This window comes from Vibrio sp. S9_S30 (genome assembly GCF_014694455.1).
Taxonomy (GTDB): domain Bacteria; phylum Pseudomonadota; class Gammaproteobacteria; order Enterobacterales; family Vibrionaceae; genus Vibrio.
In genome coordinates, this window is record NZ_JAAUWT010000007.1 from 113,584 (window position 1) to 129,020 (window position 15,437).

A 15,437-nucleotide genomic window follows, 5' to 3' on the forward strand; every position below is an offset into this window, starting at 1 on the left:
TCGACATTTATCATGAATCCCCATAGTATTCGAACCGTTAAATTCTCTTATTCGACACGAGCACTATGATTACCTTTTCTGACATCCAACTCCTTCGAGGTGGCAAACCTCTGCTAGATCAAGCCAGCGCAACCATTCACCCCGGAGACAAAGTCGGCTTAGTCGGGAAGAATGGCTGTGGCAAATCCACCTTATTTGCATTATTAAAAGACGAACTGTCTATTGATGCCGGTACCTTTCATAAGCCTAGTCAATGGGAGCTCGCTTGGGTAGCCCAAGAAACCCCCGCTCTCGAAAGAAAAGCGTTAGATTATGTCATTGATGGCGATAGAGAATTTCGAGAACTCGAAGCAAAACTGGAATTAGCGGAACAGCAAGATAACGGAAACTTAGTCGCTGAACTCCATGGAAAAGTGGAAATCATTGGTGGGTACACCATTAAGGCTCGTGCTGCTGAATTACTGGATGGCTTAGGTTTCAGCCAGGAACAAATGAGCTGGAACCTTACGCAGTTTTCTGGTGGATGGCGAATGCGGTTGAACTTAGCGCAAGCGCTCCTGTGCCGCTCGGATTTGTTGTTACTCGATGAGCCGACCAACCACTTAGATTTAGATGCCGTGATGTGGCTTGAGCGTTGGCTACAAAATTACCCTGGCACCCTAATTTTGATCTCACACGATAGGGATTTTCTTGACCCCATTGTTGGTCGAATCATACACGTAGAAAATCAGCTTCTTAACGAATATACAGGTAACTACTCATCGTTTGAGAACCAACGTGCACAGAAACTCATCTTGCAACAAGCCATGTACCAAAAGCAACAAAAGCAAATGGCACATATGCAGAGCTACATCGACCGATTCCGCTACAAAGCTTCTAAAGCGCGTCAGGCACAAAGCCGGATAAAAGCGCTGGAAAAAATGGAAAAGGTCTTACCCGCCCAGTTTGATAACCCGTTCAATTTTGAATTTAGAGAGCCTGCGGCTTTACCTAATCCTATTGTAATGATGGATCACGTTTCTGCTGGGTACGATGATCATTTAATCCTCGAAAAGATACGGCTCAACCTCGTACCAGGAAGCCGCATTGGTTTACTTGGTCGAAACGGGGCGGGAAAATCAACTCTGATTAAGTTGCTTTCTGGAGAATTGCAATCACAATCGGGCGATTTTACCTATTCTCAAGGCGTAAAAATTGGGTACTTTGCTCAGCATCAGCTTGAAACGCTGCATCCTGAAGAAACCCCACTTCAACACATGATGCAAATCGCGCCGGATAAAAATGAGCAACAGCTTCGAGATTATCTGGGCAGTTTTGGTTTCCAAGGGGATAAAGCGCTAGAAAAAGTAGCGCCATTCTCAGGCGGCGAAAAAGCCCGTTTGGTACTGGCGCTGGTTGTATGGCAAAAACCCAACCTGTTGTTACTTGATGAACCAACCAACCACCTAGATTTGGACATGCGCCAAGCGCTTACTATGGCACTGCAAACCTTTGAGGGCGCTATGGTGATTGTGAGCCACGACAGGTACTTACTTCGCGCCACCACCGATGATTTGTATTTAGTACACGATCGCCAAGTCGCGCCATTTGACGGTGATTTGAACGACTATTACAAATGGCTAACAGAACAGCAAAAGGCAGAACGTAAAGAGCTGCAAGCGGCGACCCCGGAAAAAAGCACGGACAACAACAATGCCGCTGCACGTAAAGAGCAAAAGCGAAAGGAAGCAGAGTTTCGCAAACTTACCGCGCCAATTCGCAAAAACCTGACAAAACTGGAACAAAAGATGGATAAACTCGGTCAAATTTTGTCAGATACCGAAGCACAGCTTGGCAATACCGATCTGTATCAAACGGAAAATAAAGCTAAACTTAACGAAGTACTGGCTCAACAAGCCTCTGCGAAATCCGAACTCGAAAACATAGAGATGGAATGGATGGCAGAACAGGAAGCCCTAGAGCAGATGGAACTGGAGATGAATTAGTATGCCCAAAGACACGCAACCAATGTCGCTCACTTTAGAACGTTTGTGGCAATTTAGCCTGCAGTACTACAGTGTGCGTCAGGTAAAAGAAGCGTGTCTTACTCTCCAAAATCAGCACCAAGGAAATGTAAATCTCCTTTTATTACTGAAATGGTTGGACGAACAAAAGCTGGCTTTCGATCAAGAAGATTGGCACCCTGTACAAGATTGCCTCATTCGCTCAGAAAACTTACTGCTTAACTATCGAGAGCTGCGCCGTAAGTCCAAACCTCACCTACCGGATACGCTCTACCGAGAAACATTGCAATTTGAATTGCTGCTGGAGAAACAGCAGCAATCGGATTTGGTCGATTGCCTCAATAACCTAAAGCTTTCAGCAAACAGGGGGAACTCCATGGTGAGTGCGTATTGCCAATATTTACAAGCCGATCACTTAATTCCCTTTTTTGAAGATTCATCATCCGCGGGCTGAACCCCATACGTAACCATCGCATCGGCGACTTTCTCTTCTACGCTCTGTTCTGGTTTTACCCAATAACTCGGTGCAATCACTGAAGAAATACTGGCTATGTCAATGGTGATGATCCCTTTCAATGGAAAATTACCGACCTTTTGAACGAGCAGTCGTTCGCTTTCTAACACCGACTCTCCTTGCCAACGCGCGTACCTCCCCTTTCCAATCAGCTTCACACCACGCTGCCTAAAAATATCCAACATACAAACACAAACATTAGCATTTTCTGCAAGATTGGCGACAGATTGAGGGGACGCAATGTCAGCAATCAACAACGTCTTTGAATCGACCAAATGGAAAAGCTCTTTTGGCGAGACATTGGGTTGACCTGATAAGTCAGATGTTGATAACCAACAAAGCACACTGTTTTTCGCAATGTCATTCAAATCAAATTGCATAGACATCACCAAATAAACCCAACACAACTAGCGGTAAGCAAACCCATAGTGACATTAAAACACCTCCACGCTGTGGCACTCGACAGCCAGCGCCGAATCAACGTACCAAAAACGACCCACACCGATGAGGTATGAAGCTGTACAAACCAAAAAATCATCCCCATACCAACAACCGACCACCAAAATTGATCCCCTGAAAATGAAAAGGTCCCCACCGCTGTCAGTGACATAATCCAAGCCTTGGGATTAAGGTATTGAAACAATGCCGATTCAAATAGAGTCATTGGTCGTGAATGATCGTCATCGCGACCCGTTGGTGGGGCTGCCGTACCAATTCGCCACGCTAAATACAATAGATAAGCACTGGATGTGACTCTTAGTACCTGCTGTACTTCCGGGTAACGTTCGAATACGACGCCAAGCCCAGCCGCAATCAACACCATCTGGGTCAAAAGCCCAAAACCAATCCCAACAAAATGCGGTACGGTTAGCCGGTATCCAAAGTTAGCCCCTGAGGCCGTCAACATAACGTTATTGGGGCCTGGGGTTCCCGTCATGACGGCTGCAAATAATGCTACCGAGGTAAAAAACGACCAATCCATAATTTGCTCCCCCTCACATCGTATCGATACAATTTAGTATTTAAGTTGAATATTGAAAATTGTGTGCACATATTGACCATAACAACGGAATAATCTCAGCGCAAAAGGTTTATTGTCACCATGACAATCGAGACAATCATCATCGATAAAACGCGGTCTTCCCCTCTGTACCATCAAGTGGCGGACGCTATAGCTCAACAGATTGAAAAAGGCACCTTAATCGCCAACGATAAATTGCCGACTCATCGGGCATTGGCCGATACATTGGGGGTAACGGTAGGTACCATTACTCGTGCCTATGCGGAAGCGGAAAGGCGCGGATTAGTTGAAGCCCGAGTGGGCGCTGGCACATATATTCGAGATCACTCGAAAGCCAATTGGGTGTTTGAAGAGAGCGAAGAAGAAACGAATGACTACAATTTTGGCTACAACATCCCCCCACGACTGGATAGAGCTGGAATCTTGTCGGAGGCAATGAATGCACTGTCCTGCAACCATGCAGCATTGAATCAATTTATGCTGTATCAAAAGCCAACGGGCATCGAGTCGCATCGCAACATCCTCACCAATTGGTTGGAAACCAAAGGGGTACATGTACAGGCTCAGAAGCTGTTGTTCAGTAGTGGAGGGCAACACGCGATTCAAATGGTATTGAGTGCTTTTACACGCGCAAGAGACACCATTCTATGTGAAAAACTCACCTACCCAGGGCTGCTGAGTTTGGCTCGACAAAATCAGTTGTCCTTAAAAGGCGTAGATATGGATGGGGAAGGCGTTACCCCTGCTGCTCTAGTATCGGCATGCAAACAAAATCAGTCGACACGTTTCCTCTACCTCACACCCACACTACAGAATCCCACGACAGCCACAATGAGTGTTGAAAGACGTCAAGCCATTCTCGACATCTGTAAGCAACACCAGCTCATTGTGATCGAAGACGATGTCAATGGTTTATTGCCCAAACAGGCTCCCCCACCGCTCGTCAATTTTATGCCAGAGCAAGTCATTCACATTGGCGCTTTTTCTAAATGCTTAGCACCGGGGTTACGTGTCGGATTCGTACATGCCCCTGATCATTTGTATCAGACATTGAGCGTGACGTTGCAAAATCATAGCTGGATGATCAGCCCGCTTTTAACCGCATTAACATGCCAAATGATACAAACAAACCAAGCTGAAGATGTTATCAACACCATTCGAGCAGAGATGGAAGTTAGGCTCGCACTGACAATGCAATACCTCGGTTCTTTCGATATCCACTACAAAAAAGACTGCTTCCATTTGTGGTTAACCCTTCCAGATCATTGGCGATTGAGCGACTTCGTTCAGCAAGCGACCTTAAGAAAGGTCATTATAAAATCGGGAGAGCTTTTTGTTCCTCCGGGAGGATCGGTTCCTCCAGCCATTCGTTTGTCACTCAGTTCGCCCGCCACTCACCAGCAGTTAGAAAAAGGACTCAAAATCCTGGCAGAATTACTTCACAGCAATCCTATGTCGGACTTTTCATTATGATTCCATTTAAACCTGCATTTGGGTTGAGCAATACGCATATTCAAACGTTACTCTCGCGCTTTCTTCGGCGTAAACCGTTGTTTGAACCAGTAAGAGAAAGGCTTGAACTGCCCGATGGCGATTTTGTTGATCTAGCGTGGAGTGAACCCCCTAATACTGATACTTCCAAACCGATATTTATTTTATTTCATGGCTTGGAAGGCAGTTTTGAGAGCCCCTATGCGAACGGATTGATGCACGCCTTTGCAAAACAAGGGTGGTTAGCCGTGATGATGCATTTTCGTGGTTGCAGTGGTGAACTTAACCGGCTTCCTCGCGCTTACCACTCAGGTGAAACAGAAGACGCTCGTTTTTTTATTAAGCAGCTAACCGAACGTTTTCCTAGTCAAACTAAAGTCGCCGTAGGCGTTTCGCTAGGAGGAAATATGTTGGTCAACTACCTTGCAAAATACACAGAAAACACACTGCTAAACGCCGCATCAGTTGTCTCTGCCCCACTGGATTTATTGGCGTGTTCTCAGCGTATTAACCGAGGCTTTTCCAAGGTATACCAACGCTATCTTCTCTCTTCGCTCAAAGAAAATGCTGTTGCCAAGCTGCCGTTAGTTCAAAAAGTCATGGCGTTGACAGAGAAAGAAATCCACGAGATTGATTCCATGTTTGACTTTGACGATGTGATTACTTCTCGGCTTCATGGTTTTGAAGATGCGCACCATTATTATCAAACCTGTTCTGGGCTTTCGATGCTCAACAAAATTCGCATTCCAACGGATATCATTCATGCGCACGACGATCCTTTTATGACGGAAAAGGTGATCCCCACTGCGCCTCTTCCTGCCCATGTCAAATACCACTTACTCCGCAAAGGGGGACATGTAGGGTTCGTTAATGGGCACCTATTCAGACCAAAGTTTTGGTTGGAAGAAGCATTGCCTGAGCATTTTTCTCCTTACCTGCACAAGCAAGCTTGTAACGCGCAAAGTGCAATTGATGATAAGATTGCGGTGACATAAAATTGTGAGGTATTTATGATCGTTCCTTGGGAGCAAATTGACACCGACACACTAACGAATTTAATTAAAGAATTCGTACTAAGAGAAGGCACCGATTATGGTGCAAATGAAATTAGCCTAGATGAAAAAGTGGATCACGTGCGCGCTCAACTGCAAAGCGGTCAAGCGGTTGTCGTTTTTTCTGAACTTCATGAAACCGTTGATATACAAGTTCATCCCAGCCGCTGATATCGACTTTTGGTACGATCTTCGGTTCAATTAACTCAAGTGAATTTCGCGCTAAAGGGCATTTCATGTCATTACGTGATTGAAGCAGTGTTTATTATTTATACCGCTTCCCCTACACTGATTCCCTATAACGATAACTAGAGACAAGGACAGTCATGTCAGCAAAGCATCCAATTATAGCCGTTACCGGTTCGTCAGGCGCAGGGACCACCACCACTTCCGAAGCATTTCGTAAGATGTTCAATATGATGAATGTCAAGTCAGCGCTTGTGGAAGGAGACAGTTTTCACCGATTTACCCGACCTGAAATGGACGTGGAAATTCGCAAAGCAAAAGAGCAAGGTCGGCATATCAGCTATTTTGGTCCTCAAGCGAACGATTTCCCTGCATTAGAACAGTTTTTCCGTACCTACGGCGAGAAAGGTTCGGGTCAGGTTAGACGTTATTTGCACTCATTTGATGAAGCGGTACCTTACAACCAAATGCCTGGCACTTTTACCCCATGGCAACAACTGCCCGAAAATACTGATGTACTATTTTATGAGGGATTACATGGCGGCGTAGTGGATGGCGAGGTCAATGTCTCCCAACACGTTGACCTTCTGATTGGCATGGTACCTATCGTGAATCTCGAATGGATCCAAAAATTTGTGCGCGATACGCGCGACAGAGGGCACTCCAAAGAAGCGGTAACGGACTCAATAGTACGCTCAATGGACGACTACCTGAACTACATTACTCCGCAATTTTCACGGACACACATTAACTTTCAACGAGTCCCTACAGTCGATACTTCTAATCCTCTTGCGGCAAAAGGCATTCCAAGTTTAGATGAAAGTTTTGTGGTCATCCGACTTCGTGGTATTAAAAACGTCGATTACCCATACCTCCTGTCTATGATACAAGGGTCATTTATGTCGCGTCATAACACACTTGTCGTGCCCGGCGGAAAAATGAGTTTTGCCATGGAATTGATCGTTCAGCCGATACTTCAACAACTCATCGAAACGGGCAAAATAGGTTAGTGATAAGAATAAAAGCAGGTAAAGTTGTTATAGCGTGATCATGTGCACAATTTTGCTTAGATAAACCCCGTCCTGCGCCGATCAAAGTCAAGAAATCGTTTCAGAAAAAGGATACTATTTCTAACCGAAACACATGATAGCTTGCAGCATCAACTATAACACCCTATTCTAAATGACCAGTTTAATCTGGCTCAGTCGATACGGAAAGCTGCTGAGCAAACCCTGCAGAGGAAGAAAGATATTATGGTTCTAGGTAAACCTCAAACCGATCCAACATTAGAGTGGTTCCTTTCACACTGTCATATTCATAAGTACCCTTCCAAGAGTACTCTGATTCATGCGGGTGAAAAGGCAGAGACCCTGTACTACATTGTGAAAGGTTCTGTTGCCGTACTTATCAAGGATGAAGAAGGCAAAGAAATGATCTTGTCTTACCTCAACCAAGGCGATTTCATTGGTGAACTTGGTCTATTTGAAGAAGACCAAGAACGTACCGCTTGGGTACGCGCAAAGACGCCATGTGAAGTAGCAGAAATTTCATTTAAGAAGTTCCGTCAGCTGATTCAGGTTAACCCTGATATTCTGATGCGTCTTTCTTCTCAAATGGCGAACCGTCTTCAGACTACCAGCCAAAAAGTAGGCGATCTTGCTTTCCTAGATGTGACTGGTCGTATCGCTCAAACGCTTCTGAACTTAGCGAAGCAACCCGATGCGATGACGCACCCAGATGGCATGCAAATCAAAATTACACGCCAAGAAATCGGGCAGATTGTCGGCTGTTCACGTGAAACCGTTGGTCGTATTCTGAAAATGCTGGAAGAGCAAAACCTCATTTCAGCACACGGTAAAACTATCGTGGTGTACGGAACGCGTTAAGCACTGTATTTCTCTAAAGAATTACAGCTCGATGAAAAATCAACGTTTCGGAAAAAACAAAACCACCAATATCATTGGTGGTTTTTTGCTTTTTTACTCTTTCTAGTTTTTACTCTCTAACTCTTTTATTCCCTATGATAAAGAGATCTATAACCCTAGAGAGAACGCTGCCTTACCGCTTCAAACAGACAAATACCGGAGGCCACTGAAACGTTCAAGCTGGACACACTGCCAGCCATCGGGATTTTAATCAGATCATCGCACGTCTCACGCGTTAACCGCCGCATGCCATCACCTTCTGCCCCCATAACGATCGCTAATGGTCCAGAAAGTTTCGCTTGATAGATGTCATGAGTCGCTTCCCCAGCCGTCCCTACAAACCAAACGCCTTGTTCTTGCAACGCTCGCATGGTTCGAGCAAGATTGGTCACTCGTACTAACGGCACCGTTTCTGCGGCACCGCATGCAACTTTACTGACCGTTGCTGTTAATGGCGATGAACGATCCTTAGGAACAATAACTGCTGCAACACCCGCCGCATCGGCATTCCTTAAACAGGCACCAAGGTTATGCGGATCGGTCACACCATCCAATACTAATAACAGCGGCTGTTCATGTTGGGCCAAAATCCCATCTAAGTCGTTTTCATTCAATGGTTTCGCTGGCTTAACACGTGCAATAATGCCTTGGTGACTGGCACCACTGGCTTTGTCATCCAACGCTTTTCTGCCCATTTGCTGAATGGATACTCCAACGTTTTGCAATTCATTCAGTAGCGGCAATAATCGCTCGTCTTGGCGACCTTTTAAAACGTATGCCTCAATAAAACGCACCGGATCATTTTCCAGCACTGCTTTTACAGCGTGAATGCCATAAATATATTCGTTACTCATTACCTGACCTGTTCAGATTATTTCTGTTTACCCTGAGACTTGCGATTTTTTGCTCGAGACTTCTTCTTGCGCACTTTTTCAGATTGGCTCTTTTTATGCGCTGATGAAGGCTCCTTCGAACCGTCGGGGCGCTTGGTGGGTTCAACCATCGCTTTCGCTTTTTCGCCCGGCTTTCTCGATTTTACTGCTGCCTTCTTTTTACTTTTCGCTTTTTTATCAGACTGCGCGGCACGCTTCTTGGCTGTTTTGCCTTTTCCACGTAGCTTACGGCTTGTTTCGACCAGTTCAAAGTCAATTTGACGATCGTCCAAATTCACCGACAACACTTTGACTTTTACCGCATCGCCTAAACGATAAATATTACCGAAGCTTTCTCCGATAAGCCTTTGGCCAATGGGATCAAATTGATAGTAGTCATTCGCAAGAGAAGAAATATGCACGAGCCCATCAATGTGAAGTTCCGTTAAACGAACAAAAAAGCCAAAGCCAGTGACATTGGCAATGACACCATCCAACTCCTCACCGACATGATCTTGCATGTATTCACATTTCAGCCAATCCGACACCTCACGCGTGGCATCATCTGCACGACGCTCTGTCATGGAACACTGTTCACCGTACACATCCATATCATCAAAGGAGTAATGGAATCCACCTGTGGGTGTCCAGCGATCGGTATTACGACCTGCTTCTTTGGCAATTAAATACTTAATGGCACGATGCAACAACAAATCAGGGTAGCGTCTAATCGGCGACGTAAAGTGCGCGTATCGTTTCAGCGCTAAGCCAAAGTGACCTGCATTATCGGCATTGTAAACCGCCTGCTTCATTGAGCGAAGTAGCATGGTTTGAATGAGCTCTTTATCCTGACGCTCACCAATCTGTTTTATCAAGTGGGCGTAATCTGTTGGAGAGGGTTCTAAGCCACCCGTTAGGTTGAGTCCAAGCTCACCAAGGAAATCGCGAAACCCTTGTAAACGTTCTTCTCCGGGTGTTTCGTGAATACGGTAAAGTGAAGGCTCCTTCGCTTTTTCGACCAAAGAGGCTGAGGCAATATTGGCTAAAATCATGCATTCTTCGATGATCTTATGTGCGTCATTACGAATGACAGGCTCAATTCGGTCAATCTTACGGTCCGAATTGAAAATAAATTTAGCTTCAATGGTTTCAAACTCAATGGCTCCACGGCTATCACGCGCTTGCTTCAGTACGCCGTACATTTTATGCAGTTCTTCGAGATGTGAAACCAGTGGTTTGTAGCGTTCACGAAGTGCTTCATCCCCATCCAATATTGCACCAACTTTGTTGTACGTTAAGCGGGCATGGGAGTTCATCACGGCTTCGTAATGTTGGTATCCAGATAACTTCCCTGAAGCAGAGATCGTCATTTCACAGACCATGCACAAACGATCGACTTGTGGGTTTAAGGAGCACAACCCGTTAGACAGCACCTCAGGTAACATTGGAACCACCTGCGATGGGAAATAGACAGAGTTTCCTCGATTGATGGCTTCTTTATCCAAAGCCGTATTAGGGCGAACATAATAGCTCACATCCGCAATGGCCACCCAGAGTCGCCAACCGCCACTGCGTTTCGCTTCACAATAGACAGCATCATCGAAATCTCGAGCATCTTCTCCATCGATTGTGACCAATGGCAATTCACGCAAGTCCACTCGCCCTTTCTTTGCTTCTTCAGGAACATGCTCCGTTAGGTCCGCAATTTGTTTATCGACCTCTTCAGGCCAAACATCCGGAATTTGATGTGTACGGATGGCGATTTGGGTTTCCATTCCCGGAGCCATATTTTCCCCTAGCACCTCGAGTATTTGCCCTGTCATCCCACGAGATCGGCTTGCTCGACTTGTAATCTCTATGACGACAACATTGCCCATTCGGGCTCCGCAGCGATGCTCTTTAGGAATGAGGATATCTTGGCTAATGCGAGAATCATCCGGCACGACATATGAGTACTCGTGCTCCATAAAATAGCGACCGACAATTTGAGTTTTGCGCTCTTCCAATATCCGAACAAGGCGCCCTTCCTTACGACCACGTTTGTCCATCCCAGAGGGTTGCACCAATACGTAATCACCATGGATGATGGTTCTCATCTGGTGATGAGGCAGTAGAATATCGTTATCTCTTCCTTTGCTGCCTTCAGGTCTTACCCATCCAAATCCGTCTTTGTGTCCAATCACATACCCTTTAGTCAGTTCAAGTTTCTCTGGCAATACATAGCATTGACGACGAGTAAACACCAACTGTCCATCACGCTCCATCGCACGTAAACGTCGACGAAGTCCTTCATACTGCTCCTCCCCTGTGAGTTCCAGTGCGTCAAACATATCATTTCGATTCATCGGCACGTTTGCCTGAGTCAGAAATTCAATAATGAACTCCCGGCTAGGAATCGGATTTTCATATTTATCGGATTCACGCTCAGCAAAAGGATCAATGGGAGTGTTTTGAGACATAAGCAGGCCTGCTATAGATTGGATAGACTCTAAGTATATCTAAATCTGACGATGACCGACAGCGCACACCGCTTTCTCGAGAAATATATCGCCACATGGAAGGAATACGCTACAAGACAGCCAATTATTCGTCATATTGGACACATTGCTCCATACAGTGTCACGGATATTCAACCAAACAAAAGTTAGACAATATATAAACCTAACAAATGCCTGCTTGAAATTTTGCAAGGTTCCTTTGTACAATACTTACTCTTTTTTGTTCGTCCAATCATATTTATGTCATTTTCTATACTTCGCGATAACCTTCGCTTTAACTCGCGATGGATTTTTTGCCTCTTAATATTGAACGCTGTTTTATTGTCAGCGATAGGCCTGCCTTATGTCAGCTGGATGGATATTCCAGAAGGTAGCTGGTTATCCTACCCTTACATTTTTTCGACTCAAATTGGACTGTTTGGTCTGATGGCGCTGCTGTGCGCCCTGCCTTCTCTGCTGCTGGTCTGGCTGCCAACGCGTGTCTTTAGATTCATCGCTGTACTGCCTTTCATCGCCACTGCAGCTTTAGTGGCTATCGATACCCAAGTGTATAACCAGTACCGCTTTCACCTAAATGGCTTTGTCTTTGAATTGCTACTTCAAGGTGGAGAACAAGTCATTGATGTATCGTGGTTTACATTGCTGGCTGGAGGGGTGGTTGCATTTGGTCTTATCAACGCCATCATTATGACCATCGTCTTAGCGAATCGTTGGATAGAAGCAAAAAAACGCTACTTGCTACTCGGAATGACAGTTTGGTTTAGCTGCCTTGTGTTCAGCCAATTTACTCACGCCTGGAAGTATGCCAATTTCGATCAAGTGATCCCAAGTTATAGCCATCATTGGCCACTTTATTTGCCTTTAACGGCAAATGATTACCTTGAGGATAAAGGCTGGGTAGAGCAGCAAGCAAGTCGCGATGCTCATACTCAAATGGCTAATCAAAGAGTAACCAATTTAAACTACCCTTTGAAACCCATTCAGCAGGCAGAAAACGCAAACACTCCTAATATCTTGATGATCGTGTTGGACGCATGGCGTTTTGATGATGCCAATGAACAGGTCACGCCGAATATAGAAAAGTTTGGTCAGCGCAGCTTGGTATTTAAAGAGCACCTTAGTGGGGGAAATTCAACCCAAATGGGGATCTTTAGCTTATTCTATGGCATACCTTCCACCTATTGGGATGCGGTTCGAGCTAGCCAACAGCAGCCCATGTTAATGGAAACCCTACATTCAAATAACTATGACATGTCCATTCACGGTTCAGCGCCATTACATAGCCCACCATTTGATCGAACAGTATTTGCTGGTATTAAAGATTTAGCGATCACGACTCTGGGCAATACTCCAGCAGAGCGGGATCGTAAAATTACCGACGACTTTTTGCAGTTCTTAGACAAACGTGATCAGAGCAAACCTTACTTTGGTTTTTTGTTTTACGATGCCGCGCACGGAACCTCATTCCCTTCAGATATGGAGACACCGTTTACCCCCTATTGGGATCGCGTCGATCACGTTAAGTTAAACAATGATTTCGACCCAACGGAGTATCGTAATCGATACCGAAACTCACTGTACTATATTGATACATTAGTCGGTGAAATATTGGATGAACTGGAAGCATCGGGGGAATTGGACAATACCATCCTCGTTATTACGTCTGATCACGGTGAAGAATTTAACGATTACCAAAAGAACTATTGGGGACACGGCAGCAACTACGCCCCCGCTCAGGTTCATGTACCATTCTACCTGTATCACCCTGAAAAAAGTGCCGATGTCGTGCACACCAGAACCAGTCACCTAGATGTTGCCCCTACATTAATGAAGCAAGCATTAAGCGTAACAAACGATGTTCGTGATTACAGTGTTGGTGAAGACTTGTTTACAACCGACAGGCAAGAGAACTGGGTCATTGTTGGCAGTTATATAGATTATGGCATTGTTGGCGGAAATGAAATTATCGTCAATCGACCGGGTGGCTATACGGAAATTACTGACTTAGAGCTCAATAAAAAATCTGAGCGCACTATGCCCAACAGTGAACTCACAAAATTGCTTCAACAAATGTCGATATACGCAAAATAACCACATATGAAAACGACAGAAACCTAAACGTAATCGTACGGAACCATACGGAACCGTACGATTACCTTTTAAGTAAAATGAGAAGCTCTGCGTTGTCCGTCAACATATCGGCAACAGTGCAATGATCAAGCTCGGCTAAAAAAGCCAATTTTGCACGCGCAAGGTGAGCCTTCAACTTACACGCAGGTGTAATATGGCAAAAATCCAGTGCGCAGTTCACCACATCCAAAGGTTCAATGTCTCTTACCACGTTTCCGATGACAATAGTTTCAGCTGGGCGACCTAAGCATATCCCACCATTTTTTCCACGAACTGTTTTTACGTAACCAAGCTGCCCTAGCTTGTTTATAATCTTAACCATATGATTTTTGGACACGTCAAAAGTCTCACTGACTTTTTGAATGCTCGTTAATTCTTCCGCAGGTAAAGAAGCCAAATAAATCAAGGCGCGAATACCAAAATCGGTAAAGTTCGTTAGTTGCAAATCAAATTCCTCTTGTCTGAATAAATTGTAAATCTTTTATTGACTAAAATATATATTTTAGATACAACTTAAAACATGCATTATAAATATATGTTTAGATAGGAAGCAAAAATGCTTAAGCAATCAACCATCAATATCGTAAAATCCACAGCACCACTTTTAGCCGAAACCGGCCCTGCATTAACAACACATTTCTACAACAGAATGTTCACTCATAATCCTGAACTAAAGGATATATTTAACTTAACCCACCAAGAAAACGGCGCTCAAAGAGAGGCGCTTTTCAATGCCGTACACGGTTACGCAGCAAACATCGATAATATTGAAGTGCTCCTGCCTGTTGTGGAAAAAATTGCTCAAAAGCATACCAGTTTCAACATTACCTCAGAGCAATACCAAATCGTTGGTCGTCACCTTCTTGCAACAATAGATGAGTTATACAATCCGGGTCAGGAAGTCTTGGAAGCATGGGGAGAAGCCTATGGTTTGCTTGCCAAAGTGTTTATAGACCGCGAAGAGTCAATTTACTCTGAGACAGAAGCTCAAACAGGCGGATGGCGTGGAACACGTGAATTTGTCGTTAAACAGAAGATTAAAGAGAGCGAAGTCATTACCAGTTTTGTTTTTGAGCCAAAGGATCAGAAACCCGTGGTTGATTATAAGCCTGGTCAATACTTAGGTATATACCTCAAACCTGAGCAATTTGAGTACCAAGAAATTCGACAATACAGCCTGTCAGACGCGCCAAATGGCAACAGCTATAGGATTTCAGTAAAACGTGAATCAGAAGGTGTTGTTTCAAACTTTTTACACAATCACTTGCAAGTCGGTGACACAGTTAATCTAGCACCGCCATGTGGCGATTTCTTTTTCAGCAGCGATCAATTTACACCTGTCGCTCTGATTTCTGCTGGCGTAGGGGTAACGCCACTGCTCTCCATGATAGAAACCATTAAAAATACCCACCAAGCACCTATCCATTGGCTACACGCAACAGAAAACCAAGAGCATCATGCTTTCTCCGAACGGGTAAATGAATTGGAAGAAACTTATGAATTGATCAACCAGTTCAACTGGTATAGAGAACATAAAGGAGAAGAAAATGTGAGGTCGGGTTTCATGACGCTGAAACAGATCAAGGAACGTATTAACTGGCAAGAAACTGACTTTTATTTCTGTGGCCCCGTGGCCTTTATGCAGTTCGCGGCGAATCAGCTGTTAGAACTTGGCGTGTCAAAAGAACGCATTCACTATGAGTGCTTTGGTCCTCATAAAGTACTGTAAATTTCACTTCGAGAAT

At 44.7% G+C, this 15,437-nt stretch carries 14 protein-coding genes; 9 read left to right on the forward strand and 5 right to left on the reverse strand.

The window, feature by feature from the left end:
- Positions 1–65 precede the first annotated feature (65 nt).
- Both HC752_RS10435 and HC752_RS10440 read left to right on the forward strand, forming a co-directional pair.
- A complete protein-coding gene (locus HC752_RS10435; protein ID WP_190335069.1) occupies positions 66–1,985 on the forward strand; it encodes an ABC transporter ATP-binding protein in 1,920 nt (639 codons plus the stop codon).
- 1 nt (position 1,986) lies between these two features.
- Positions 1,987–2,457, forward strand: coding sequence for a TIGR02444 family protein (locus HC752_RS10440; protein ID WP_190335070.1), 471 nt, complete (start codon positions 1,987–1,989; stop codon positions 2,455–2,457).
- Here the strand turns inward: HC752_RS10440 and HC752_RS10445 are convergent.
- Both HC752_RS10445 and HC752_RS10450 read right to left on the reverse strand, forming a co-directional pair.
- On the reverse strand, positions 2,415–2,897 hold the full coding sequence (locus HC752_RS10445; RefSeq protein WP_190335071.1) for a pyridoxamine 5'-phosphate oxidase family protein: 483 nt from the start codon (positions 2,895–2,897) through the stop codon (positions 2,415–2,417). The two genes, HC752_RS10440 and HC752_RS10445, sit on opposite strands and share 43 nt — an antisense overlap.
- Positions 2,898–2,902: 5 nt before the next feature.
- Complete coding sequence (locus HC752_RS10450) at positions 2,903–3,499, reverse strand: LysE family translocator (protein ID WP_190335072.1); 597 nt, start codon at positions 3,497–3,499, stop codon at positions 2,903–2,905.
- A 120-nt stretch (positions 3,500–3,619) separates the two neighbouring features.
- Here HC752_RS10450 and HC752_RS10455 point away from each other — a divergent pair, with 120 nt between their 5' ends.
- The 5 genes from HC752_RS10455 to crp all read left to right on the forward strand — a co-directional run bounded on the left by HC752_RS10455 (position 3,620) and on the right by crp (position 8,153).
- Positions 3,620–5,011, forward strand: coding sequence for an aminotransferase-like domain-containing protein (locus tag HC752_RS10455; protein WP_190335073.1), 1,392 nt, complete (start codon positions 3,620–3,622; stop codon positions 5,009–5,011).
- The gene (locus tag HC752_RS10460; protein WP_190335074.1) at positions 5,008–6,024 is read left to right on the forward strand and encodes a hydrolase; all 1,017 of its coding nucleotides are present in this window, start codon (positions 5,008–5,010) and stop codon (positions 6,022–6,024) included. Before HC752_RS10455 ends, HC752_RS10460 begins: the two co-directional genes overlap by 4 nt.
- 15 nt (positions 6,025–6,039) lie before the next feature.
- A complete protein-coding gene (locus tag HC752_RS10465) occupies positions 6,040–6,252 on the forward strand; it encodes a YheU family protein (RefSeq protein ID WP_190335075.1) in 213 nt (70 codons plus the stop codon).
- 155 nt (positions 6,253–6,407) lie between these two features.
- Positions 6,408–7,277, forward strand: coding sequence for a phosphoribulokinase (locus HC752_RS10470; protein WP_190335076.1), 870 nt, complete (start codon positions 6,408–6,410; stop codon positions 7,275–7,277).
- Positions 7,278–7,520: 243 nt separating this feature from the next.
- Positions 7,521–8,153 carry a cAMP-activated global transcriptional regulator CRP gene (gene crp, locus HC752_RS10475; protein ID WP_101111210.1) on the forward strand — a complete coding sequence of 211 codons (633 nt, stop codon included), beginning with the start codon at positions 7,521–7,523 and terminating at the stop codon, positions 8,151–8,153.
- 155 nt (positions 8,154–8,308) lie between these two features.
- Here crp and rlmB read toward each other — a convergent pair whose 3' ends face one another.
- Complete coding sequence (rlmB, locus tag HC752_RS10480) at positions 8,309–9,046, reverse strand: 23S rRNA (guanosine(2251)-2'-O)-methyltransferase RlmB (RefSeq protein WP_190335077.1); 738 nt, start codon at positions 9,044–9,046, stop codon at positions 8,309–8,311.
- A 17-nt stretch (positions 9,047–9,063) separates the two neighbouring features.
- On the reverse strand, positions 9,064–11,523 hold the full coding sequence (gene rnr, locus HC752_RS10485) for a ribonuclease R (protein WP_190335078.1): 2,460 nt from the start codon (positions 11,521–11,523) through the stop codon (positions 9,064–9,066).
- A gap of 279 nt (positions 11,524–11,802) precedes the next feature.
- On the opposite strand from rnr, the gene HC752_RS10490 reads away from it, so the two are divergent.
- A complete protein-coding gene (locus HC752_RS10490; protein ID WP_190335079.1) occupies positions 11,803–13,653 on the forward strand; it encodes a DUF3413 domain-containing protein in 1,851 nt (616 codons plus the stop codon).
- 61 nt (positions 13,654–13,714) lie between these two features.
- Here the strand turns inward: HC752_RS10490 and nsrR are convergent, their stop codons facing one another.
- Positions 13,715–14,137 (reverse strand): nitric oxide-sensing transcriptional repressor NsrR, encoded by a 423-nt coding sequence (gene nsrR / locus HC752_RS10495; protein WP_190335080.1) that lies wholly within the window; start codon positions 14,135–14,137, stop codon positions 13,715–13,717.
- Between the two features lie 111 nt (positions 14,138–14,248).
- On the opposite strand from nsrR, the gene hmpA reads away from it, so the two are divergent.
- Positions 14,249–15,421, forward strand: coding sequence for an NO-inducible flavohemoprotein (gene hmpA / locus HC752_RS10500; RefSeq protein ID WP_190335081.1), 1,173 nt, complete (start codon positions 14,249–14,251; stop codon positions 15,419–15,421).
- Positions 15,422–15,437: the final 16 nt, after the last annotated feature.